The organism is Dysosmobacter welbionis (assembly GCF_005121165.3).
In the GTDB taxonomy this organism is placed as follows: Bacteria; Bacillota; Clostridia; order Oscillospirales; family Oscillospiraceae; genus Oscillibacter; species Oscillibacter welbionis.
The window spans coordinates 224,800-246,572 of sequence record NZ_CP034413.3; the positions used below are offsets into that span (position 1 = coordinate 224,800).

19 protein-coding genes and 2 pseudogenes are annotated in these 21,773 nt (G+C 55.5%); 3 read left to right on the plus strand and 18 right to left on the minus strand.

Annotated elements, in window-relative coordinates; all coding sequences use genetic code 11:
- Positions 1-69: 69 nt before the first annotated feature.
- The 4 genes from EIO64_RS01225 to EIO64_RS01240 all read right to left on the minus strand — a co-directional run bounded on the left by EIO64_RS01225 (position 70) and on the right by EIO64_RS01240 (position 3,584).
- Positions 70-1,218, minus strand: coding sequence for an ROK family protein (locus EIO64_RS01225; RefSeq protein ID WP_036631297.1), 1,149 nt, complete (start codon positions 1,216-1,218; stop codon positions 70-72).
- A gap of 161 nt (positions 1,219-1,379) precedes the next feature.
- Positions 1,380-2,162 (minus strand): heparan-alpha-glucosaminide N-acetyltransferase, encoded by a 783-nt coding sequence (locus EIO64_RS01230; RefSeq protein ID WP_021751266.1) that lies wholly within the window; start codon positions 2,160-2,162, stop codon positions 1,380-1,382.
- Positions 2,163-2,218: 56 nt separating this feature from the next.
- Positions 2,219-3,202 carry a helix-turn-helix domain-containing protein gene (locus EIO64_RS01235; RefSeq protein WP_119311086.1) on the minus strand — a complete coding sequence of 328 codons (984 nt, stop codon included), beginning with the start codon at positions 3,200-3,202 and terminating at the stop codon, positions 2,219-2,221.
- A gap of 19 nt (positions 3,203-3,221) precedes the next feature.
- Positions 3,222-3,584, minus strand: a complete 363-nt coding sequence (locus tag EIO64_RS01240) for an ArsR/SmtB family transcription factor (RefSeq protein ID WP_025544470.1) — start codon at positions 3,582-3,584, stop codon at positions 3,222-3,224.
- 221 nt (positions 3,585-3,805) lie between these two features.
- Here EIO64_RS01240 and EIO64_RS01245 point away from each other — a divergent pair, with 221 nt between their 5' ends.
- Complete coding sequence (locus EIO64_RS01245; RefSeq protein ID WP_025544472.1) at positions 3,806-4,024, plus strand: cation transporter; 219 nt, start codon at positions 3,806-3,808, stop codon at positions 4,022-4,024.
- Positions 4,025-4,139: 115 nt separating this feature from the next.
- Complete coding sequence (locus EIO64_RS01250; RefSeq protein WP_021751270.1) at positions 4,140-6,026, plus strand: heavy metal translocating P-type ATPase; 1,887 nt, start codon at positions 4,140-4,142, stop codon at positions 6,024-6,026.
- A 287-nt stretch (positions 6,027-6,313) separates the two neighbouring features.
- Here the strand turns inward: EIO64_RS01250 and EIO64_RS01255 are convergent, their stop codons facing one another.
- The 10 genes and pseudogenes from EIO64_RS01255 to EIO64_RS01300 form a co-directional block, all read right to left on the minus strand.
- On the minus strand, positions 6,314-7,282 hold the full coding sequence (locus EIO64_RS01255) for a DMT family transporter (protein WP_136890695.1): 969 nt from the start codon (positions 7,280-7,282) through the stop codon (positions 6,314-6,316).
- 21 nt (positions 7,283-7,303) lie between these two features.
- The gene (locus EIO64_RS01260) at positions 7,304-8,827 is read right to left on the minus strand and encodes a UxaA family hydrolase (protein WP_025544473.1); all 1,524 of its coding nucleotides are present in this window, start codon (positions 8,825-8,827) and stop codon (positions 7,304-7,306) included.
- Positions 8,828-8,866: 39 nt separating this feature from the next.
- Positions 8,867-10,051, minus strand: coding sequence for a MalY/PatB family protein (locus tag EIO64_RS01265; RefSeq protein WP_025544474.1), 1,185 nt, complete (start codon positions 10,049-10,051; stop codon positions 8,867-8,869).
- 33 nt (positions 10,052-10,084) lie between these two features.
- Entirely contained in the window at positions 10,085-11,047 is a 963-nt protein-coding gene (locus tag EIO64_RS01270) for an ABC transporter ATP-binding protein (protein ID WP_025544475.1), read from the minus strand.
- A gap of 2 nt (positions 11,048-11,049) precedes the next feature.
- A complete protein-coding gene (locus EIO64_RS01275) occupies positions 11,050-12,024 on the minus strand; it encodes an ABC transporter ATP-binding protein (RefSeq protein WP_025544476.1) in 975 nt (324 codons plus the stop codon).
- Between the two features lie 19 nt (positions 12,025-12,043).
- Positions 12,044-12,889, minus strand: a complete 846-nt coding sequence (locus tag EIO64_RS01280) for an ABC transporter permease (RefSeq protein WP_119311088.1) — start codon at positions 12,887-12,889, stop codon at positions 12,044-12,046.
- Positions 12,886-13,869 carry an ABC transporter permease gene (locus EIO64_RS01285; protein WP_025544477.1) on the minus strand — a complete coding sequence of 328 codons (984 nt, stop codon included), beginning with the start codon at positions 13,867-13,869 and terminating at the stop codon, positions 12,886-12,888. The genes EIO64_RS01280 and EIO64_RS01285 overlap by 4 nt, the downstream gene beginning before the upstream one ends.
- 147 nt (positions 13,870-14,016) lie before the next feature.
- On the minus strand, positions 14,017-15,588 hold the full coding sequence (locus tag EIO64_RS01290; protein ID WP_119311089.1) for an ABC transporter substrate-binding protein: 1,572 nt from the start codon (positions 15,586-15,588) through the stop codon (positions 14,017-14,019).
- A 72-nt stretch (positions 15,589-15,660) separates the two neighbouring features.
- The gene (locus EIO64_RS01295; protein WP_051365591.1) at positions 15,661-16,113 is read right to left on the minus strand and encodes a nitroreductase family protein; all 453 of its coding nucleotides are present in this window, start codon (positions 16,111-16,113) and stop codon (positions 15,661-15,663) included.
- Between the two features lie 84 nt (positions 16,114-16,197).
- Positions 16,198-17,273 (minus strand): annotated as a pseudogene (locus EIO64_RS01300) (NAD/NADP octopine/nopaline dehydrogenase family protein).
- Positions 17,274-17,752: 479 nt separating this feature from the next.
- Between EIO64_RS01300 and EIO64_RS01305 the strand changes: the two are divergent.
- Entirely contained in the window at positions 17,753-18,688 is a 936-nt protein-coding gene (locus EIO64_RS01305) for a LysR family transcriptional regulator (RefSeq protein WP_025544481.1), read from the plus strand.
- 734 nt (positions 18,689-19,422) lie between these two features.
- On the opposite strand, the gene EIO64_RS01310 is transcribed toward EIO64_RS01305, so the two are convergent.
- The 4 genes and pseudogenes from EIO64_RS01310 to EIO64_RS01325 form a co-directional block, all read right to left on the minus strand.
- On the minus strand, positions 19,423-19,698 hold the full coding sequence (locus tag EIO64_RS01310; protein WP_136890698.1) for an aldo-keto reductase family protein: 276 nt from the start codon (positions 19,696-19,698) through the stop codon (positions 19,423-19,425).
- Positions 19,699-20,006: 308 nt separating this feature from the next.
- A pseudogene (locus tag EIO64_RS01315) lies at positions 20,007-20,983 on the minus strand (transposase); the annotation flags it as partial.
- A 156-nt stretch (positions 20,984-21,139) separates the two neighbouring features.
- Positions 21,140-21,355, minus strand: coding sequence for a DUF6514 family protein (locus EIO64_RS01320; protein ID WP_021751290.1), 216 nt, complete (start codon positions 21,353-21,355; stop codon positions 21,140-21,142).
- Positions 21,342-21,671, minus strand: a complete 330-nt coding sequence (locus EIO64_RS01325; protein WP_158629669.1) for a helix-turn-helix domain-containing protein — start codon at positions 21,669-21,671, stop codon at positions 21,342-21,344. The genes EIO64_RS01320 and EIO64_RS01325 overlap by 14 nt, the downstream gene beginning before the upstream one ends.
- Positions 21,672-21,773 lie beyond the last annotated feature (102 nt).

Genomic DNA, 21,773 nt, shown 5'->3' on the forward strand with positions numbered 1-21,773 from the left:
GATGTTTTTATAGGAGAAAAATGTACTTTTTGTGGGATTTCCGATATTGCGGCAAGCCGCCCCGGGAAATCACCCGTTTTGAAGAGGTAGCTCCCCCGAGAAGATCCGGGCGATCCCGCCGCAGGCCGCCCCCAGAAGCGCTCCCTCCCCCAGGAAGCGCGGCTTTCTCACCAGGACTCTGCCGCCCCCATCCGCTGGGCGCAGGCGGGCAATGGCGGATTCCAGATCCGCCACGTGCCGGTCGGTCCAGCAGAGTCCGTCGCCGCCCAGCAACACCAGTTCGCTGTTCAGCAGATTCAGGGCGCTGGCGATCCCTGCAGCCAGAAAGTCCACGGTCTCCCGGAACACCCGGTCTACTTCCCCGCTGCCGGTTATCCGGCAGAAATCGGCGTAGGAAGCCTCCAGTCCCGTTCGATGATACAGTTTTTTCAGCACCTCCGGCGAACGAACGTACAGCTCCAGGCAGCCACGGCCGCCGCACCGGCAGGGACGGCCACCGGCGCAGATGGTGACATGGCCCAGCCCCAGGGGCCGTCCTCCCCGGCCCCTGCACAGTTGCCCGCCGCTGAGGACCGCGCTGCCCACCCGGTCCCCCAGGCTGACAAACAGCACGTCCCGGCAGTTCCGGGCCCTGCCGAACAGGCTCTCCACCAGCAGAGCGCTCTGGCAGGTGTCCTCCAGGAATACCGGGAGGCCGTACCGCTCCCGGACTGCCGGACGCACGGATTCCGAGGGACACATCTGCTCCCCGCCGGGCCGCCAGGGCAGGTCCGCCGCCAAGCCGATGGCCCGTACACCAGCCGTCCCGGACAGCATCTTGTCCAACAGCCTGAGAGCGGTCTCCCGCCGCACCGCCTCCGGAGCGTCCTTCGGCAGGTCCGTGCCAGCCCGCCGGAATACCCGGAGGTCCAGCCCGCACAGAACACTCTCACAACGGCCCGGGAGGAACGCCACGCCCGCTGCCTTCGGCGCTTCGGGTGAGAGCCGGAGGCGCACGGGGTTCCGCCCCGGCTCCTCGCTGCACACCACCTCGCTCTCTCGCAGGACATCCCCGTCGATCATCTCACCCACGATATTGGAGATGGTCATTTTGCTCAAGCCCGTTCTCACCACCAGATCCCGCCGGGTCCGGCATGCGCCGGTGGCAACCATGCGCAGGACCAATCCGCGGTTGTCCCGCCTGTTGTCTCCGCTGTTTTTTCCCGCTTTCTCCAGCATGACCTGTCCTTTCCCGCGATGCCTGTCAAACCTCCCGTGCCGGAGTTCGCCTCCGGCATTCTTCATTTGTTTACTATATGACGCTCCCAGAGGCCCGTCAAGAAAAACCGCTCCCCCACCCGGAGGAGCGGTATAGGACATCATCTAAATTCTGTCCCATATCACCGTCCCAGCAGGGCAGCCCCGCCCAGCAGCACCCCATAGACTATCGGCTGGTGGAGCATATATACCGGCAGGGACTGCCTGCCCAAGGCACACAGGGGCGGACACCGGAGCGCGTCCGGATCCAGCCGCTCCATCGGCCCGGCCAGCAGGCGGCGGAGAAAATGCCCCGCCAGGAACAGGAACAGCCAGGGCAGCAGGGAGAAATAATCCGTGGAGAAAAAGTCCGGCGGCGGAAATCCTATGTACGCCGTCAGCAGATTACGGTAAAGTCCCTCCGGTACCGTTCCCAGCGTCCAGTCCTCAAATCCCAGCGTCCCCTGGTTCACGTTCCGCAGCAGGGTGAACAAGGCCGCGCTGGCGGCGAGGCCCACCCCCACAGGTACGTGCCGCAGCAGTTTTTCCAGTGGGACCATCAGCAACATGCAGGAGCCGATCAGCGTCAGCACGCCGAACCAGATCTGCTCCTCCGGCATGAAGAGCACCGTCACCAGCGTCACCACCCAGCCGCAGCCGAACACCGTCAGTCCCCTCCGGAGGGGCCGCCGCCCCAGGCTGAAGCAAAATCCGGAGAGGAGGATAAAGGTCCAGCAGATGCTCTGCTGCCAGATGTACGCGCCGGTGCCCCGGTACCAATCCCAGTCCGCGTGGAACAGATACACCAAGTCCCAGCAGGCGTGATAGGCGATCATGCTCACCAGCGTCAGGCCCCGCAGGGCATCCAGGGAGGCGATCCGCCTTCTGGGCCGGACCAGTGTCCGAGTCCCGCTGTCTGCTGCCATCTTCCGCTCCTCCTCTCCGGCGACCGGCGGAACCGGTCGTCTATCTCACTCCGGGGTCAGCCCCGGTGCTCCCGCCGGTACTCCGTGGGGAGCTGTCCCGTCACATCCTTGAATGCCCGGGTGAATTTCCCCTGGCTCTCGTAGCCCACGGCGGCCGCGATGGCGGCGATGCTCCCGCCGCTCTCCCGCAGCAGCTCCATGGCCCTGCGCACCCGGTACTCTTTCATATAGGTGGCGATGGGCAGGCCGTACACCGCCTTGAACACCTCCTTCAAGGTGGAGGTGTTCAGCAGATACCTGTGGGAGAGCTCCTCAATGGTGTACCGCCGGTCCAGGTGCTCGGTCAGCAATGCGTGGATCTCCTGGATACGCGCCGTCTGCTGGGAGCCGTACCGGGTCAGCTCCCGCCCGCCGGACTCCAGCCCCTCCAAATACAGCAGCAGCTCCTGGAGCTTCAGCCGGAGATAGGGCAGCCGCCGCATCTCCGGCTGCCGGTACAGGGGCCGGAAGATCTCCTCCAGCTCCGGTCCCGCCGGAAGGGCGAAGGTCCCGCCTCCGCAGAATTTTTCCGCCAGCCTCTCGGCCTGGAAGTCCGCCTCCGCCAAGATGGGGGGCGGCGACTCCGCCAGATGGGTCAAATCTACGCAGATCATCAGCCCCGCGTACATCTCCGCCGGGAAGTGCATCACAGAATCCGCGCAGCAGTCCGCACTGTGGAGGGACAGATCGCCCTCCCCCAGATAGACCGACATGCCGTCCCGCAGGTCCCAGCCCACCCGGCCCAGGCGGCAGTGGTTGATCTCCAGCGTGGACCGGGCCGCCTCGTGCCGGAAGGCGGCATAGGTGCCCAGGACCGTGTTGAAGGACGCCTCCACCCCCGGAAAGACCGGGTAGACCTCCATCCGTCCCCGTCCATCCGTCTCTCCCTGAAATGTCCCGGTGAACAAAACCCCAGGTTCGGCCGCAGGGCGCCCCACGATCTCCATAGTCCCCTGCGGCAGCTCCGCCAGAGCCATCCGCAGGCAATCCGCTTGCTTCATTCCGCCGCTCCTTCCCACCTCACGCCGAGGGGCAGGCAATCTCCACCATCGCCTCAATCATGTGGTGCAGCAGCTGGGCCCGCTCCGTCTCGGCAGCCTTATAGTAGACCTCTTTCCCGTCCCGCCGGCTGACGATCAGGCCGCCGGCCTTCAGCTGCTTCAGGTGGTGGGACACCGCCGGGGAGCTCATCTCCACCATGGAGGAGAGGTTGATGACGCACTCTTCACAGTGGCACAGCAGCCAAAAAATCCGGATGCGGCTGCCGTCCCCCAGCTGTTTGAAGATGTCAGCCACTGTCTGGAAATCGTCCACGCTGGGCATCTGTTCCAGCTCCCGCTCCATGGACTGTCCATGGTCGTGGGGCAGCTTCTTTTCTTCCATCGGTCGTCCCTCCTTCTGGTTTTGTATTCTACCACACCCCGCGCCATTCTGGAAGAGCGAAAATATGCCGCCCCGCATTGGCCCAATCGGAAGGAGTTTTTGCCCAATCGGAAGATTCTCTCCCTCCCCCGTTGACTTGGGGGGCCGCCCCGTGTATGATAAGACCATAGATTAAATAATTGCTTAATCGTTTTGCTCAATTGCTGAAGGGAGACTTTTATATGAAAAAAACCTATAAGATCGATGTGGACTGCGCCAATTGCGCCAACAAGATGGAGGAGGCCGCCCGGAAGACCGAAGGCGTCCAGAGCGCCACCGTGAACTTCATGGCGCTGAAGATGATCGTGGAATTCGCGGAGGGGCAGGACCCCAAGGCCGTGATGGAGCAGGTCCGCAGAAATTGCAAAAAGGTGGAGGACGACTGCGAAATCTACCTGTAAGCGCGTTTTTCAGGAAAGCACCCCCTCCGGAGGCGGGGTGTTTTCTTTCCCAAAACAATTAAACGTTTATTGAATTATCAGCCGCACGGAGCGGCTCAGATCGGAAGTGAACCTCATGAATAAAAAGCAGAAAATCATGCTGATCCGCATTCTGACAGCGGCGGCCCTGCTGGCTGTCCTGCATGTTCTCCCCGTCACAGGCTGGATGCGGTTTGGGCTGTACCTGATCCCCTATCTGATCGCAGGTTACGACATCCTGCGAAAGGCCCTGAAGGGCATCCAAAACCGCCAGGTGTTCGACGAGAACTTCCTGATGGCCGTGGCCACTGTGGGCGCCATTGCCCTGGCCCTGTACGAGCGGAGCGGGGATTACACCGAGGCCATCGCCGTCATGCTGTTCTATCAGATCGGCGAGTGGTTCCAGAGCTATGCAGTAGGCCGGAGCCGCCGGAACATCAGTGAGCTGATGGACATCCGCCCGGACTACGCCAACGTGGAACAGGACGGGAAGCTGGAGCAGGTAGACCCGGACGAGGTGTCCATCGGCACCGTTATTGTGGTCCAGCCCGGCGAGAAGGTTCCTATCGACGGCACTGTGGTGGAGGGCGCCTCCACCCTGAATACCGCCGCCCTCACCGGCGAGTCCCTGCCCCGGGAGGTCCGGGAGGGGGACGAGATCATCAGCGGCTGCGTCAACATGACCGGGCTGCTGAAAATCCGTACCACCCGGGAATTCGGCGAGTCCACGGTGTCCAAGATCCTGGACCTGGTGGAGAACGCCTCCTCCCGCAAGTCTCGGTCGGAGGACTTCATCTCTCGGTTCGCCCGGGTGTATACCCCCGCCGTGTGTTTCGCCGCCCTGGCCCTGGCCATCCTGGTCCCTCTGGCCCGGACGCTCCTTCTGGGCCTGCCCGCCGGCTGGAGCGTCTGGGTCTACCGGGCCCTCACCTTCCTGGTGGCCAGCTGTCCCTGCGCTCTGGTCATCAGCATCCCTCTCAGCTTCTTTGCCGGCATCGGCGGGGCCAGCAACGCCGGCGTGCTGGTGAAGGGCTCTAACTATCTGGAGACTCTGTCCCAAACCAAAACGGTGGTCTTTGACAAGACCGGCACTCTGACCCAGGGCGTGTTTGAGGTCAACGGCATCCACCATCATGAAATGGAGAACGAGAAGCTGGTGGAGTACGCCGCTCTGGCGGAGAGCGCTTCCAGCCACCCCATCAGCAAAAGCCTGCAGCGGGCCTATGGCCGGGAGATCGACCGCAGCCGGGTGACGGATGTTCAGGAGATCAGCGGCAGCGGCGTCATCGCCAAAGTGGACGGCGTGGAGGTAGCCGCCGGCAACGACAAGCTGATGGACCGGCTGGGCGTGCCGTACATCCCCTGTCACAGCGTAGGCACCATCATCCACATGGCCGTCGGCGGGAAGTATGCCGGACATATCGTCATCTCCGACGTGGTGAAGCCCCACGCCCGGGAGGCTGTCCAGGCGCTGCGGTCCGCCGGTGTTCATAGGACCGTCATGCTCACCGGCGACGCCAAGCCGGTGGCAGACCAGGTGGCCCAGTCCCTGGGCATCGATCAGGTTTACGCCGAGTTGCTCCCCGCCGGAAAGGTGGAAAAGGTGGAAGAACTGCTGCTGGACAACTCTGAGCGGGGAAAGCTGGCCTTCGTGGGGGACGGCATCAACGACGCCCCGGTCCTCAGCCGGGCGGATATCGGTATTGCCATGGGCGCCATGGGCTCCGATGCCGCCATCGAGGCCGCCGACGTGGTCCTGATGGATGACGATCCCGCCAAAATCGCAAAGGCCATCCGGATCTCCCGCAAGTGCCTGCGGATCGTCTATGAAAACATCGTCTTTGCCATCGGCATCAAGCTGGCGTGTCTGGTGCTTGTGGCCCTGGGGTTCGCCAATATGTGGCTGGCCATCTTCGCCGATGTGGGTGTGATGATCCTGGCAGTGCTCAACGCCATCCGTGCGCTGTTCGTCAAAAAGCTGTGAACGCGGAAAGCGCCCCGTCCAAGGCTGCACGGGCATGTCCCGGAGTCCGGCGGCAGAGCCCCAGGCAAAGGCAGCCCTCCGGTCAAGCGTGAAGGGACCAAATCCGCACAAAAACCCGGCGCCGGGAATTCCCGGCGCCGGGTTCTGTATGTACAGACCAGGTCAAAATGCAAAGAGTAAATGTCATTTCAGTAAAATTGAACACGGCCATGACGTTCCCTGCTTATTGGTGAATAGCCTGGAATTCCGTAGGGAACTGCAGCTTATGTGATCACAAGATTTTCAAATCATGTGTTCTTTTCTTTCCTGGTGTTTTCAAACACCCAGAATATAGCGCCCAGAATCACAATCCCACCAATTATGGAGCTTTTGCTCAGGGTCTCTCCCAAAAAGGCATAGCTGAACACGGCAGTGAACACAACACCGGAATACTGATAGATGCTGACCTCAGAGGCCGGGGCCTGCTGATAAGCGTATGTCAGGAAGAACTGTCCCCCTGCCGCAAAGACGCCGATCAGCAAAAGCATCACGAATACCTTTGGAGACGGAATCACCAGATTCGGCAGCATCATCAGTCCTGCGCAGACCGTACTCAGTGCGGAAAAGTGGAAGATAATCGCAGATGGGTGCGTGAAATTTTTACAGTAGGACAACATGGTGTAAGCCATGCCGGATACCACCGCTGCCAGCAAAGCCGCCAGAAGCGGGAACGGGTTGGAGTCGAAGGACGGCTGCATGGCGATATATGCGCCCACAAGACACAGGATCGTTGAGGCGATCTTGACGGGAGTGATCTTCTCCTTCAGGAAAATACCGGCGAGCAGTGTGACAAATACCGGAGATGCCCGGTTCAGCATAGCTACATCCGCTTGGCGGGCGTGACCGGCCGCATAGAAGAAGAGCACGATCCCCAGAAAGCCGAAGAACGACCTTCCCCAAAGCGCCCAGCCCCCTCGTTTGATCTCCTGAAAAACCTGCAGGTTTTCCCGTCGGACCATAACAGCTGCAATAATCAGGCTGACAAGATTGCGGAAGAAGGTCTGCTCAAATGTCCCCACCTCTTCAGAGCTCAATTTGACAAATACCTGCATGATGGAAAAGGACAGCGATGAGACCAGCATCAAATATATAGCTTTGGTTTTTTGTTTTTCGTAATCAGTCTCTCCTTTTATATGGCAACATACAGCGTGGCCGTCTGCACGGGAAATCAGCGCAGACGACCGGAATACACTTCCGGTCGTCTGTTCCGATCCCACCCGGGGCCTGCGCAGCAGAAATCAATAGTCGCCGTTGTAACTGGTTCCGTGGGGCGTTGTCCAGCTATAATCTCCCAGCTTTTCCGCCTTTGTCTCCTCGCCGTTGGCCACACGCAGAAGCAGCTCGTAAAGCTCGCGGCCGCTTTCTTGCAGGCTCAGTTCCCCATACAGCATGGGAGCTGCGGAGTAGTCGATCATGTCCTCCAGCGCCGTCGCAGTCTGGGGGTTGCCTGTGATCTTGATGGTCGTCATACATGCGTTGCCGATGGGGTTGCCCCGCCCAGTGGTGAAGAGGCAGATATGGCATCCGCTCATGGCCAGCGTGGTGGACGCATAGGCATCATTGGCGCCCTGTGCCTGGTTGATGCCCCAGGCTCCCGCGCCGGGGACCGGATCACCGCAGTCCAGGATCCCCAGGATCCGGCGATGTCCCTGGGTTTTGAAGCTGCCCAGGTTCTTCTCGGTCATAGTGGTCAGTCCGCCCGCCTTATTGCCGGGAGTGGGATTGACCTGGGAGAGGCCCTTACCGCCTCTGCGGGTGCAGTCCTCATTGAAGAAATCTCCGATATCCATCAGGCGCATGCCGATCTCATAAGAAGCCGCTGTGGTGGGATAGCCGCCGCGGCCACAAACCTCCACCGCTCTTCCGCCGGCGGACAGGTGCATATCGATTGCCTCACCCACCACCGGATTGGCGGACAGGCCGCTGGTCCAGTCAGATCCGCCGTTATAGCCGCCGATAATCAGTCCGCTGAGGGGGCAGGGTTCGCGCTTCTGGGCCTCTGCCTGCCGCTTCAGATCCTCCACAGCTGCAATCCCGTCCTGGATGGCCTTGGTGACACCGCCGTCCGCCTGGATGCTGATATTCACCACCGGCCGGCCAGTCTTACGGATCTCCTCCGCCACATCTTCAGGATCTGTCTGCTGGCACCCCAGGGACAGCAGTACCACGCCAAAAGTGTTCGGGTGCGTGCCGGTTGTGATGAATCCTCTGCGGGTCCGCTCAAAGCGATCCGGAAACTCACCGCAAGCCGCATCGACAAACGTGGCAGGGACATTACAGGCAGCAGAGATCCGCTGCGCCGCATTGTTGGAGCACTGAACCAGAGAGATCACCACCACCTGGTTCCGGATCCCAAAGGAACCGTCTGCCCGCTTATAGCCCATGATCGTCTCCGGCAGGCCCAACTCTTCCTTTTTGTATTTATGGTGGATCGTGTAATCCATGGCATCCGGTGCCATGGAGCGATAGTAAGCACGCTGTTCCCGGTTGATTTCCTCAAAGTCATCGTAAACATTGTGCTCATGTACCCAGTCTCCCTTTTTGATGAACTGGGTGGCCACGCCGATATGTACACCATACTTGATGATCTCGGCTCCTTTTTCGATATCAGTGCGGGCGATTTTGTGCCCCTCTTTGATATATTCGTTGGCCGTGATCTCCTCACCAGCCACTAGTGTGCACTCACCCGCCTGGATAGGCTCTACGGCAACTGCGACGTTGTCGCTCTCCTCAATCAGCATGCTTTTTTTGTAAATTTTCATTCCTGTTTACTCCTCCAGTAATTTAGGATTGGTGTTCTCTTACCGTAATACTGCGGCGATGCGATCCATGATCTCCTCGATCAGATTTCGGGGTGCAGCCAGGTTCAATCGTTCAAATCCATTTCCCTCTGGGCCGAACATACTGCCTTCGTCCATCGCCACATGGGCCTGATACAGCATCTTTTGGCGCAGTTTTTCGGCATCCGGCTCCAGTCTCCGGAAGTCAATCCATTGGAGATAGGTCCCCTCCAGAGGGGAGATCTTGACGTCTCCATTCCAAGTATCTTCCGCAAACTCCCGAACGAACTGGTCATTTTTCTGAATATAAGCCAGGCATGAATCCAGCCAGGCTTCCCCGTGGTCCCAGGCAGCCTTTGCAGCAACGGGGGCAAAAAAGTTCGGATGGGCACGACAATACCGTGCGAACATCTGGTCAAATCGTTTCCGGCGTTCCTCATTGGGGATCATAATGCAGGAAAAAGAAAGCCCCGCCAGATTGAATGTTTTGGATGGAGCATGGCAAACGGCACAGTTTTCCGCATAGTCCTGGCCCAGCGAGGCAAACACGATATGCTGGTGGCCCGGGAAGATCAGATCGCTGTGGATCTCATCTGCGATTACAAACACATGATGCCTGCGGCAGATCTCGCCCACTCTGCGGAGCTCCTCCTCCGTATAAACACGGCCCACCGGATTGTGCGGGTTGCTTAAAACAAAGGCCCTGCATCTGGGGGATGCCGCTTTCCTCTCAAAATCTGCAAAGTCGATCTCATAGCGCCCATCCCTGAGCTGTAACGGACTGTTTACAACAACCCGTTTCTGCTGCTGTATCGAATCAGCGAAGGGATAATACACCGGTCTCTGGATCAGGACCTCATCGCCTTCCTCCGTCTCTGACAGCAGCAGGAGATTGATGGCTGTCACGACACCGGGGGTAAAACGGAACCAGTCCGCCGCCGCATTCCAGCCATTTCTCCGTTGCTGCCAGCGCAGATAGGACGCAATAACCTCATCAGTGACTTTGGTATATCCATACATGCCGTTCTTAGCTGCCTCAATGATGGCTTCCTGAACCTCCGGAAGCGTCTTCAGATCCATATCTGCAATCCAGGCGGGCAGAACGTCTTGGGTTCCAAAAGTCTTTTCCAGTTCAGCTGGCTCCCACTTAACCTGCCCCCACGGCAGGCGGCTTTCAAAGTGGTCAAAGTCAAACGTTTTTTCCATCCTTACCTCTTTCTGATCCTAAATCGGGATTTATCACAGGCCATTAATCTCCCTCACAAAATGGCATTTGACAAAATGATCCTTTTCGATCTCTTCCAGCTGGGGCTCATTTTCAAAACATTCCGGCTTCGCATATACACATCTGGGGGCGAAGCGGCAGGACTTTGTCACGTTGATAGGCGAAGTGATCTCACCCTTCAAAATGATCTGATTATCCGGCGCATTGTACTTGGGCAGCGGGATCGCAGAAATCAATGCCTTTGTATAGGGATGATATTGGTGGGCAAAGATCTCTGCGGATCCAGCCTTCTCTACCATCTGTCCCAGATACATCACCGTGATATCATCGGAGATATGCTTGACCACGGACAGGTTGTGGGTGATAAACAGATATGTGAGATTCCGCTCCTTCTGGAGCTCCATCATCAGGTTCAGAATCTGTGCCTGAATGGACACGTCCAAAGCAGAGACCGGCTCATCGCAGACCACCAGCTTGGGATCCAGAATCAGCGCCCGGGCGATACCTACCCGCTGGCGGCGTCCACCATCCAGTTCATGCGGATACAGGCCATAGGTTCTCTCTGCCAGTCCCACCACATCCATGATCTCACGGACTTTTTTCTGCTGCTCCTCTTTGGAATTGCAGAGCTTATAGATCTTCAAAGGCTCTGCGATGATATCTCCGATGGACATTCTGGGGTTCAGAGATGCGTAGGGATCCTGGAAAATGATCTGCATATCCTTGCGAAGCTCTTTCAGCTGCGCCTTGGTCACGTCCGAGATATCCTTTCCCTGAAAGATAATCCGGCCGCCTGTTCTCTGATGCAGGTGCAGGATCACCCGGCCCAGTGTAGACTTTCCGCAGCCGGATTCTCCCACGATCCCCAGCGTCTGTCCCTCCCGCAGACCGAAGGTGACGCCATCCACTGCATGGAGTGTCCCCTTTTTGGTGGCAAAATACTTTGTCAGGTCTTCTACTCTTAAAATCTCAGCCATACTCAAACCTCCGTGTCAGAAAAACGGTTGCAGCGGACCATGTGAGAGTCCGAAAGCTTCACCGGCTTGATTTTTCCGGTCTGGCAGGCTTCTGTCGCATAGGGACATCTGGGGTGGAACTTGCATCCATCCGGAAGGTTTGCGGGGTCCGGTACCATGCCCTGAATCACTTTCAGCGTAGATGCGTCGTTCTCAATATCCGGCAGAGAGTCAAACAGACCGATGGTATACGGATGCCGCTTATCTGTATAAATTTCCTTGAGGGTTCCGGATTCCACGATCTCCCCGGCGTACACCACCGCGACCTTGTCGCAGATCTTCGCCACAACGCCCAGATCATGAGTGATGAGGATCAGGGAGGTCTGATACTCCTGCTTCAATTTTTTCATCAGCTCCAGCACCTGCGCCTGGATCGTCACGTCCAAGGCTGTGGTAGGCTCGTCCGCGATCAGCAGCTCTGGGCTGCAGGCCAGGGCGATAGCGATCATCACCCGCTGCTTCATGCCGCCGGAAAACTGGTGGGGGTAGTCGTCGCAACGGGCGCCGGGGATACCCACCTGCTCCAGCATCTCCATAGCACGCTTCCGGGCCTCGGCCTTCGAGATCTTGTTGTGCAGCAGGATCACTTCTGCAATCTGATCTCCTACCCGTGTCACCGGGTTCAGGGAAGTCATGGGATCCTGGAAGATCATGGAGATCTTTCCGCCGCGGATCCGGCGCATCTGCTTTTCTGAGAGTTTCAGCAGATCCTCTCCCTCAAACAGGATCGATCCCTTTACGATCTCTCCTGGCGGATCCGGCACCAGCCCCATGATTCCAAGGGCCGTGGTGGTCTTTCCGGCACCGGTCTCCCCCACCAGGCCGATACTTTCGCCCCTCTCCAGAGAAAAGGTGATGTCATTCACCGCCTGCACAGTTTCCTCGTCTGTCACATAACGGATTTCAAGGTCGTGCACTTCCAATATATTTTCAGCCATACCGTACTCCTTTCACCGCTCACTTCTTCAATCTGGGGTCCAGGCAGTCCCGCAGGCCATCTCCTACAACGTTGAGTGCATAGACCACCACCATGATGGCAAGGCCGGGAATGACCGTGAGGTAAGGTTCTGTCCGGATGTACCGCCGGCCGGTGGACAGCATTGCGCCCCACTCCGGCAGCGGAGCCTGAATGCCAAATCCCAGGAAACTCAGAGCAGAAGCGGAAATGATGGCGCCCGCCATGGCCAGTGTGGCCTGCACGATCAGAGAGGAAATAGAATTGGGAAGAATGTGGTGGACAATGATACGCCAGTTATTGGCGCCGATGGCTCGGGCCGCCTCGACAAACTCCTGTTCCCGTGTTGACATAACTGCTGCCCGCACCACGCGCGCGAATTTTGGCGTAGAAGACAGGCCCACCGCCAGCATCAGGTTGAACAAGCTGGAACCCAGTGCCGTGACAATGCACATGGCCAGCAGCATCTGGGGAATGGCCATGAACAGATCCATACAGCGCATAATGATATTGTCCAGCTTGGGATAGTAGGCTGCCAGGACACCCAAAATTCCGCCTGTAATGACAGAAATTCCAACCGCCAGGAAGCCGATGGCCAGAGAATAACGGCTGCCATAGATCAGGCGGCTCAACTGGTCCCGGCCAAGGTTGTCTGTGCCGAAAATATGCTCTGCGCAGGGCGCGATCATGGCACGGCTGGCATCCTGATCATCATATCCGTATGGTGCGATCTGATCGGCGAAAATTGCGATGAGAACGAAAAGGATCAAAACGATCAGTCCCACCAGCGCCTGCTTGTTCTTTTTAAAACGTCTCCAGATTTCGGAGAGCATACTGTGATTTTTCATGCCGCCTTCTTCTCTCCTCTCTTCTTGAAACGGAAGAACCCGCTCTTGGAGCTCTCATACATGGTCTTCATGCGGGGGTCAATAAACGTGTAGATGATATCTACAATCAGGTTCAAAATGGCCGAGACAAACGCGATCAGCAGCACACATCCCTGCACGGCAGCATAGTCTCGGGCATTCATGGAATCCACCAGGTACTTTCCCACGCCATTGATGGAGAAAATCACCTCTGTGACAATGGAGCCGGCCAGCAGAACACCTAGCTGCAGCCCGATTACGGTGACAATGGGGATCATAGCATTTTTCAATGCATGGCTCAGGATTACCATCCAATAAGTCTGGCCCTTTGCCTTGGCCGTGCGGATATAGTCCTGCCGCATAACCTCCAGCATGGAGCTGCGGGTTGTCCGCATGATAGTGGCAGAGGAATTCACGCCCAGCGCAACCACCGGCATGATCATCTGCGTCCAGCTATTCCCGTAGCCCGAAGCCGGAAGCCAGCCCAGTCCAACGGAGAAAATCAGAATCAGCATCAGGCCCTGCCAGAACATCGGCATGGAAATTCCAAATAAAGCGCACCCTGTGCACAGAGAGTCCAGAATGGTGTTCTGTTTCAGAGCAGCTACGATTCCGAAGAATATTCCAAGTATAATGCCCAGAACAATGCTCCATGCGGAGATATTGAATGTTACAGAGAAGCGCACGAGAAGTTCGTTCAAAACCGGAGTTCTGGAGCGGTAGGAGATTCCAAGGTCCCCCTGAAACAGGCCCAGCAGTGTCCTTCCCAGCCGCTCCCAGTAGGTCCCGTTGATCCCCATCTCAATGCGGTATGCCTCAACAGCTTCCGGCGTGGCGTTATCTCCCAAGGCCAGATAAGCAGGATCACCAGGAGAAAAATAGAGAATTGTAAAAACAACAATGGTTACACCGATCAATATGGGAATGATCCATAAGATTCGCTTGATAATGTATTTCAGCATGGTTCGTTTTCCTCACTCAACCAGCGCGGCGCCCCGGAGGCCACCGCTTTTTTGTACTGTCATGTAAAAAAATAGGATGGGTGAATAATTGTTGTATTATCCACCCATCCCTTGGATCAAATCAAACCCTTAATCCGGAGAATCATTTTACGCGAAGTAGCAATACTTCAGCAGCGGAGCCTGGAATGCGCCATTGCGGAAGCCCTGCAGATCGCTGGTGTAGCAGTGGATATCCTCCTGCTGATAGATGGGAACGATGACACATTCATCCAGCACCTTCTGCTGGATTTCTGCATTCAGTTCGCTGCGCTTTGCAGAGTCCGCCTCCATAGCAGCAGCATCAATCAGGGCATCCATCTCAGGATCGCTGTATCCGAAGATGTTGTTGGCGTTATCGGTGTAGAAGAATCGGTTCGCATAGTCAATATCGCCGTTGGTGGCAGAGATGCCCCAGGTATAAATATCGAAGTTGTGCTCCACCTTCAAAGCCTGAGAGTTTGTGGCAGCGTCCAAAGCAACGATCTCCACATCAATACCGATCTGCCCCAGTGCATTGGCAAAGAACTCACCATAGGCCTGACGCACAGCCATGTGGCCCACGTGATATCTGCAGGAGAACCCGTCGGGGTAACCGGCCTCTGCCAGCAGTTCTTTGGCCTTCTCAAGATTATATTCATAGACCGGATAATCCACATGATAGGGAGAGTCCACATCCGCGATGGAATCAGGAATATTGCTGGGCAGCAGGCCTTCCGCGGGCTGACCGACACCGTCCATGCAGACCTCCCATGCACCGTCAATATCCAGTGCATAAGCGATAGCCTGGCGGACACGGACATCGTCAAAGGGAGAATTCCGCAGATTGAAGCTCAGATAGCAGTTGTCCGTCGTATACTCACGGAATACCACAACATCAGAATTGGCCTCGGCAGCCTCGATATCCACGCCGGAAAGATTGTAGCACATATCTGCGCCGCCGGTCTCCACCTCGATGTAGCGGTTGCCATCTTCGGAAATCACTCTGAATTCCACATTCTTGATGGCAGGCTGGCCCTCCACATAGTAGTCGTCGAAGCCCACCAGACTCACGCTGCTGCCGATAGACCATTCGCCCCAGGTATAAGGACCGGTACCGATGTCCATATTGGCCCAATCCCCGTTTCCTTCCTCATATCCCTTCTGGCTGAACATCACGCAGGTAGGGAATGAGAGGTTGGCGATTACAGGCATATAGGGTTCGTCCATCACGATGACAAAAGTCCTCTCATCCACCGCATAGCTGTTTTCCAGATCCATATGGTCGGTAACAGAGGTGTTGGAGCTCTCCCGCAGGCAGCGCAGAGAGAAGAGGCAATCCTCGGCCGTCAAAGGCTCGCCGTTATGGCACATGACGCCTTCCCGAAGAGTCATTGTCAGCTCAGTGGCATCATCGTTGAATTCCCAGGATTCGGCCAGAAGCGGCTTGTACTCTCCTTCCGGCACTGTGCGCTCGATCAGGGTCTCGTAGACATTTGCCTTGATCTTCAAAGTATCATTGGTGCTGCTTCCGTTGATAGGGTCCTTGTCTGCCATATCTGCCTGAACGGCAATAGTCAGAGTATCTTTCGCCTCTCCCCCATCATCGCCGTTTCCGGCATCTTCTGTGCCGCCGCCACATGCAGTTGTCAACATGCAGAGACACAGCACGGAGGAAAAAATCCGCAGCAACTTTTTTTTCATAACATCTCTTCTCCTTTTTCATATTTTACAATCACCGGTTTTCACCGGAAACTGCCATTTTTGTTGCCCCCTTTAAAACCGGTCATAGCTGACGATTTCTTCCATATTCTTTTTTGTCTTCCGGGGGCTGTTGTCCGCACCATATCCGAGCGCTACCATAGATACGACCCGCGCAGATGCCGGAACATGCAGCAAATCTTTGACCGCATCTTCTCTAAATGCACAGATGATACACGTATCTAACCCCTGTTCTGCCGCTTCCAGCAGAGCAAATCCTGTGGCCAGAGACATGTCCACTACATAGCCATATTGCCCGCAGGGCATTACAAAATCTGTGCGGTCCGTAGCGCAGAACACCAAAAGTACATCTGCTTCCTCCACCATGGGCTGTGTCTCAGCCTGCTGGCGGATCTGCTGCTTCAAGGCACTGTCCCGTACCACGATCACCCGGATATTCTGATCGTTATGTCGGGAAGGCGTCAGGCGGACAGCCTCCAGAACTGCATTGAGTTTTTCCTGTTCCACCTTGCGGGGCAGATAGCTCCGCACACTTCTTCTAGCCTTCATGGCCCCTATGACATCCATGCCTTTTCCTCCAAAAGCCGCTGGTCAGCGGACCATCTCCTGAATCTCCTCCAGCGTCTTGCCGGCCATCCCCAGCTTTTCTGCGGTGCGTCCCTCTTTCCAGAAGTCCCGACCGCAGACAGCACTGGCGATATTGACAAAGGCGTCCATCATCGGGGTGGGGATGCCCAATGCATGGCCCACGGAAGCCAGAGGTACCAAGCCGGACATGGTATCCTCCACGATGAACCGGTGCTTGGTATTGGTCGGGTTGCGCAGAGCGCGATAGGATTCGATGCTCTGAATCAGATCATACAGGCTGTCCTTCGGCTCCAGCTTGTAGGTCTTGACCAGCATATCCCCAGCGCCAGCGCATCCACGCCCAGCGCCCTGCATACAGCGACACGCTCCTTGTCGCAAGCGGAGATGATATCGGCAATATGTGGGGTGATTCCCTCCATGTAATAGTCGTAGCTCTGCCCCAGATCCATCTTGTTGATGTTCATGAGGCTGGGGATGGGGTGCAGCATGGCGCCGGCGCCCTCAAAGCCGGTCTCCAGCACATTGGCCGCAGGCTGCAGGCAGGGGAAGATGGGTCCCAGCACTTTCATCAGGCGGTCGATATCACTGGCGGGCAGTGTCGCCACCGGCACGTGGACCTTCAGGCCCGTGTGAAGGATATTGCCGACCTCATAACTGCGGCAGCCATACATCAGGTCCCCCGCCTCCGCAATGATAAGATCCTTGCCGCAGCCATCCTCGCCGCGCAGGATATTGGCGATCTCCAGAGCACCTCCGCAGTGGCCGGGATTCAGCATGACGATCTGCCCATCCTTCAGATAGGGCTTGCAGGCATAGGCGATGCTTCTATGGGCATCCGTAGTAGAGACGACCATGATCACGTCCACGTCATCCATGACTTCATCGATCCGGTCCGTAATAACCGCCGGTGCGGCCTCGCAGGCAATGACGCCGGTGACCTTGATTGTTTTGAGTTCCTGCAGACGATGGATTTTTTCCTTGTCGATGTCATACAGCTTGGCGATATAGCCCTTGCTGGTGAGAATGGCGGCCATGCTCTGTCCGCCTGCGCCCGCTCCGATAATCGCAAATTTCAACATCTTGATTCCCTCCACATTTCATTTTCCTATGGAATTTGAACAAACGTATTTTGCTTTGAAAAAATACCCAAGGGCGTTTCTCCTTAGGTGTTGTTTCCATTTCCAAAATTACCGCGGCTTCTATGCCTGATTGAAGGTGATCTCGTCAGCTCTTTTCCTGTCCGTACTGCTCCTCTCTGCAAACATTGTGTTTTTTGTCTGATCCTGTCCTGTTTTGCTTGTCTTAATTTTATCACATTGACAGGAAATCCGTTTATATGGTATTGTTAGTACTAAATATATGAATTTCATATCTTTACGGGCACACTTCAGGGAGACTGTCTCTCCCGGGCGCACGCCGGATCTCCTGTCCGACTTCCGCGTTTTTCCGGACTGTGACAGGACATTGGAGAGCAATCCCAAAGGCCCCTCAGCAAACTGGGCGGAAAATGCCGAGGCTGTCTAGGGGGGCATTATTATGTACGGAGGGAGGATCCAACATGACGTTCCAACAGCTCAGCTTCGTGGTAGAGGTCGCCAACTGCGAATCCATCAACAAAGCCGCCGAGCGGCTCTATACGTCCCAGAGCAATGTCAGCAACAGCATCAAGGCCTTGGAGGAAGAATTGGGAATCCAGATCTTCCTTCGAACCAAAAAGGGCGTTTCCGTCACGGAAGAGGGGCGGGAGTTCTTGAGCTATGCAAACGAGATCATAGACAAAAAAATTTTTGTAGAAGATCTGTATGCAAAGAGCCACTTCCGCAAGCAGTATTTCAGTGTCTCTTCCATGCGATCCTTCTTTCTCAGCACGCCCATCACAAGGCTTTGGCCGCAGATTTCAGACGGCCACGGCGGCTCTATCTATATCAGGCTGAAAAAACAGTCTTTTTACGATGTTCTGGATGATGTGCAGCACTGCCGCTCCGACCTGGGGATCGTCTTCCTGATGAAATCCCACAGTAATCGGATCACGCGGCTTTGCAGCGTAAAGGACTTGGATTACCATCTGTTGGGGGAGAGCCATATCAGCATCGTCACGAGAGCGGACCACCCCATTCTGCAGGCTCAGGAGACCGTTCCGGTGGAAGACCGTATGACGGACTATCCCTATGTGATTGCAGAAAACCACGAGAATTTCGGCAGATTTTACGATGATGATTCCGAGTCCATCTCTCAACTGTTTCAGTCTCCCCCAAAATGCATCATCTCTATTAACGACAGTGCTGCCAGCCAGGATATTGTGGCCCAATCCGATGCTTTTTTCATCAGTTCTACCCGCTGGCAGCATCCGCAGCACTACCATTTTTCCTCGGTCCCGCTTAAGGGAGAAGATAGTATCCTGGCCCATTATTATGTCACCAAGAAGGGGCAGACGCCTCACCCTTTGACCGCTCCCTATGTGGAAGAACTGAAAAAAATGTTCCATGGTCTTTAACGAGGATATTCCGACATACTGAGCAAACAGCGACATGGAGCAGCCTCCTTCCATCCTCAAATCTCCCCTTCCGAAACACTTCTCTGCCCAGTCTCGTCTCGGCCTCGCATCCTGTGCCTTTTATTACATAAAACCTGCTTGCTCCAGGCGGAGATTCAGAAACTGCTGATCCAGAGTATAACTTGGACCATCCTTGCTCATCCATACCCGGGATTTTTCTCAGATTTTCTTCTATAAAAGAATGATGAATGAGATTTTTTCTGGCGTGGAGGGTGTTCCGGACAGCTACTTTTCCCTGTGGATGACCGTTGGCCGCATCTAAGCGGGAACTCTGCTGGGCTATGGTATCTATGCGGCGATAGCCCCCAGAATAAGGATGTCCTTCCGAGTCTCGTAAATACGGACAGCATCGTCCCCCCCCTGCCCTGTTCCGTAAAGAGTGGTCTATCCTTCAGCCCGTCTGGAGTTCCTGGCAGGCGCAGGATATGGATTTTACGGGGGCAATACACAGCAAGTAATTGGCTGGACATAGGAATATTTACACAGGTATTGAATAAGATCGGACGCCGCACCAATGGACTTTTGGTGCGGCGTCCCAATATATTCTTCAAAATGACAGCCCCGAGATAGATTTCTAATGTTTCTGAGCCAATTGTTTATGAATGTGTTTTGTCTGGGGACACCGGAAATTTTATATTTCCGCTTCTAACGCTTCTGCAACCGTTTCCAGCAGATCACGGGCGGAAGCCTCTGCGGGCAATTTTCTCCCGCAGGCCACAGCGGATGCAGTCGGATGCCTTTCTGTAAGTCTGGGGCAGAGCCGCATAATACGCCTCCTGGTTGGCAGTGTAGCCCGTGTTGTTCCCCAATCGCTCCGGATTTCTCATGCCGCTTAAAACAGTCAAAGCCCCGTCCAGCCCCGCAATGAGCCGGATGGACCAGGAGGAGGCCGGTCCGGCGGTCGCATCAGCTTGGTACAGCAGCACAGCGGCCTCCTCCGGTAAGTTCATCAGAGCACCTCCCTTCACCGGCTCCACGACCGCAATCTCTTTCCCGTATCTCCGGGCCACCTCATCGCACTTCCGGCACTGGAGATTGGGATCCCTCCCAGTCCGGACAGTTGCGCTGAAGCTGCACCAGCTCAACTATCTGGATGATCTTGGGGGATCTTCTCCAGGGCCTCCGCAGCTCTTCGGAAAGAACAACTGATATGCTGCGCCAACTCCTTGTCTCGCATTTCACGGGGAAACCGGAAGCTGCCAACTGGATCTGGTCCGGGAGCCGGATCGAACCATGACTGTGTGGTAAAAGGGATCGTCATGTAACCCTTGTCATGCTTGCCCTCAGAGCACTTTTTCTCTATGAATTGATGCGCAGCCTCGTTTACAGGGGCATTGGGGAGATATCCACCCATCAGCAGGAAAAGTTCTGTAACGAAGCGGAATTGCGGATGTAAATATCTATTTGACCAGACTGGTAAGGCGATGCATCAATACCGGCAAAAGCCACCGACGCCGTCTTGGAGTGGAAACGGCGGACATCGCCAATCTCCGCCATAAGTTGTGAGCCGAGCGATGGACCAACACCAAATATCCTCATCACCACGGGATATTCCGGGCGTGAAGATGCCCAAGATCGCATTTGCAGTTTTGCAGTTTCAGGGCGGCCAATGCTGCACAGGCCGTCCGGAGTTGAGAGACAGCCCGTTCTGCCAGAAGTCTGGCAGTATCAGTTTTCGGCATAACACCAAAGTGACTACGGGCAGAAGCATAAATATCCAATGCCCTATCTTCGCTGAAGTTGTAGCTATATTTCTTACACCACCTTTGGTATTTGGAAATAAATGCTTTTTCACATAAAACGCAAACGCACTCACAGTTCCAAAATGTCGCTGCGAAGTCCACCATTTCTCGCTGCCATCGGTACGCGGAGGGCTTGAAAACAGGCGGTTTGCGCCCGGAAAAGCTGTGTCTAACAGAGAGATCAGGTTGTTCTTCAACTTTTGAATACGGCTGGTATTGCCTGGCAGCAGTTTCTGCGCATCAATCAGGTATCTATACCTCGCCAAGATAAGCCAGTGGCCAAGACCGTCGTTTGCCGGTTTAATGGCATCCTTCTTGTCGGTCTTGGCACGGCGCAAATTGGCACCAGCGCTGCACTGACTGCCGAAGCATAGAATCCGGAGGCATTCAGCAGTCAGGCTTCCGGTAAATGATAATTACCCGTAGACTCCATTACAACACGGGGCTTGCCTGGCAGCCCGCGAAGCAGTGATCGTTCGCTGTCTGTATGTTGCCCCATTGTGGCTGAATCTTGGGAACGAATGAAGCACGTCTGACGGGTGTGCTTCACCCGTTGTAGTAGCGTCCAAATAGGAGAAAACTGGTAGGAGCCATTTCGATGGAATCGCTCCTGTAGAAAAGGCTAAAAACTTCAAGATATAACCGTTTTCTAAGAGATAAAATCAGAAACAACATCCACGAGATGCGGGGGAGAAAGCTGGCGGGCAGAACAGGATTCAGCTAGTTGATGGGCGGTTCCGTAATCGTTGGAAAAAGGGGCAGTAACTGCTACTGTAATCCAACTTCGGCCTATTTTTTCTTTAGCAAGAATGCCGTAAGATCTGGAAGATAAAGAATGTATCTTAAATACCTCATACTTGTACATGACCAGTCACCTCAGTATCCCCGGATTCTTTTGCTGCATGGGTATGAACAAGAGACTCCTGACGTTTAGATGCAGTTATTGGAGTGCCAGAGGCTTCCATCAGATCTTTCAGAAAGCTATTCATATCAATTTCGAGAAAGACTGCAAGTTTGATTGCGAGAAAAAAGCCAGGCATCTTCTTACCAGATTCAATTTTCTGAATCCATCCATGGGAGGTCCCAACCGCCTCTGCAAGTTGAGCCTGTGTCAGTTGAAATTGCGTACGTTTGAGAAGGACGTGCTTTGAAAAAATTCGTCGTAAAGTTATTTTTGTCATGGGAAAATCCCTCCTTATATAGAGGATTTTAACCATGAACTATAAAAATTTGGACGGACCTATAGTTCTTGTTGGATAGAGCAACAGAAAAACATCGGATTT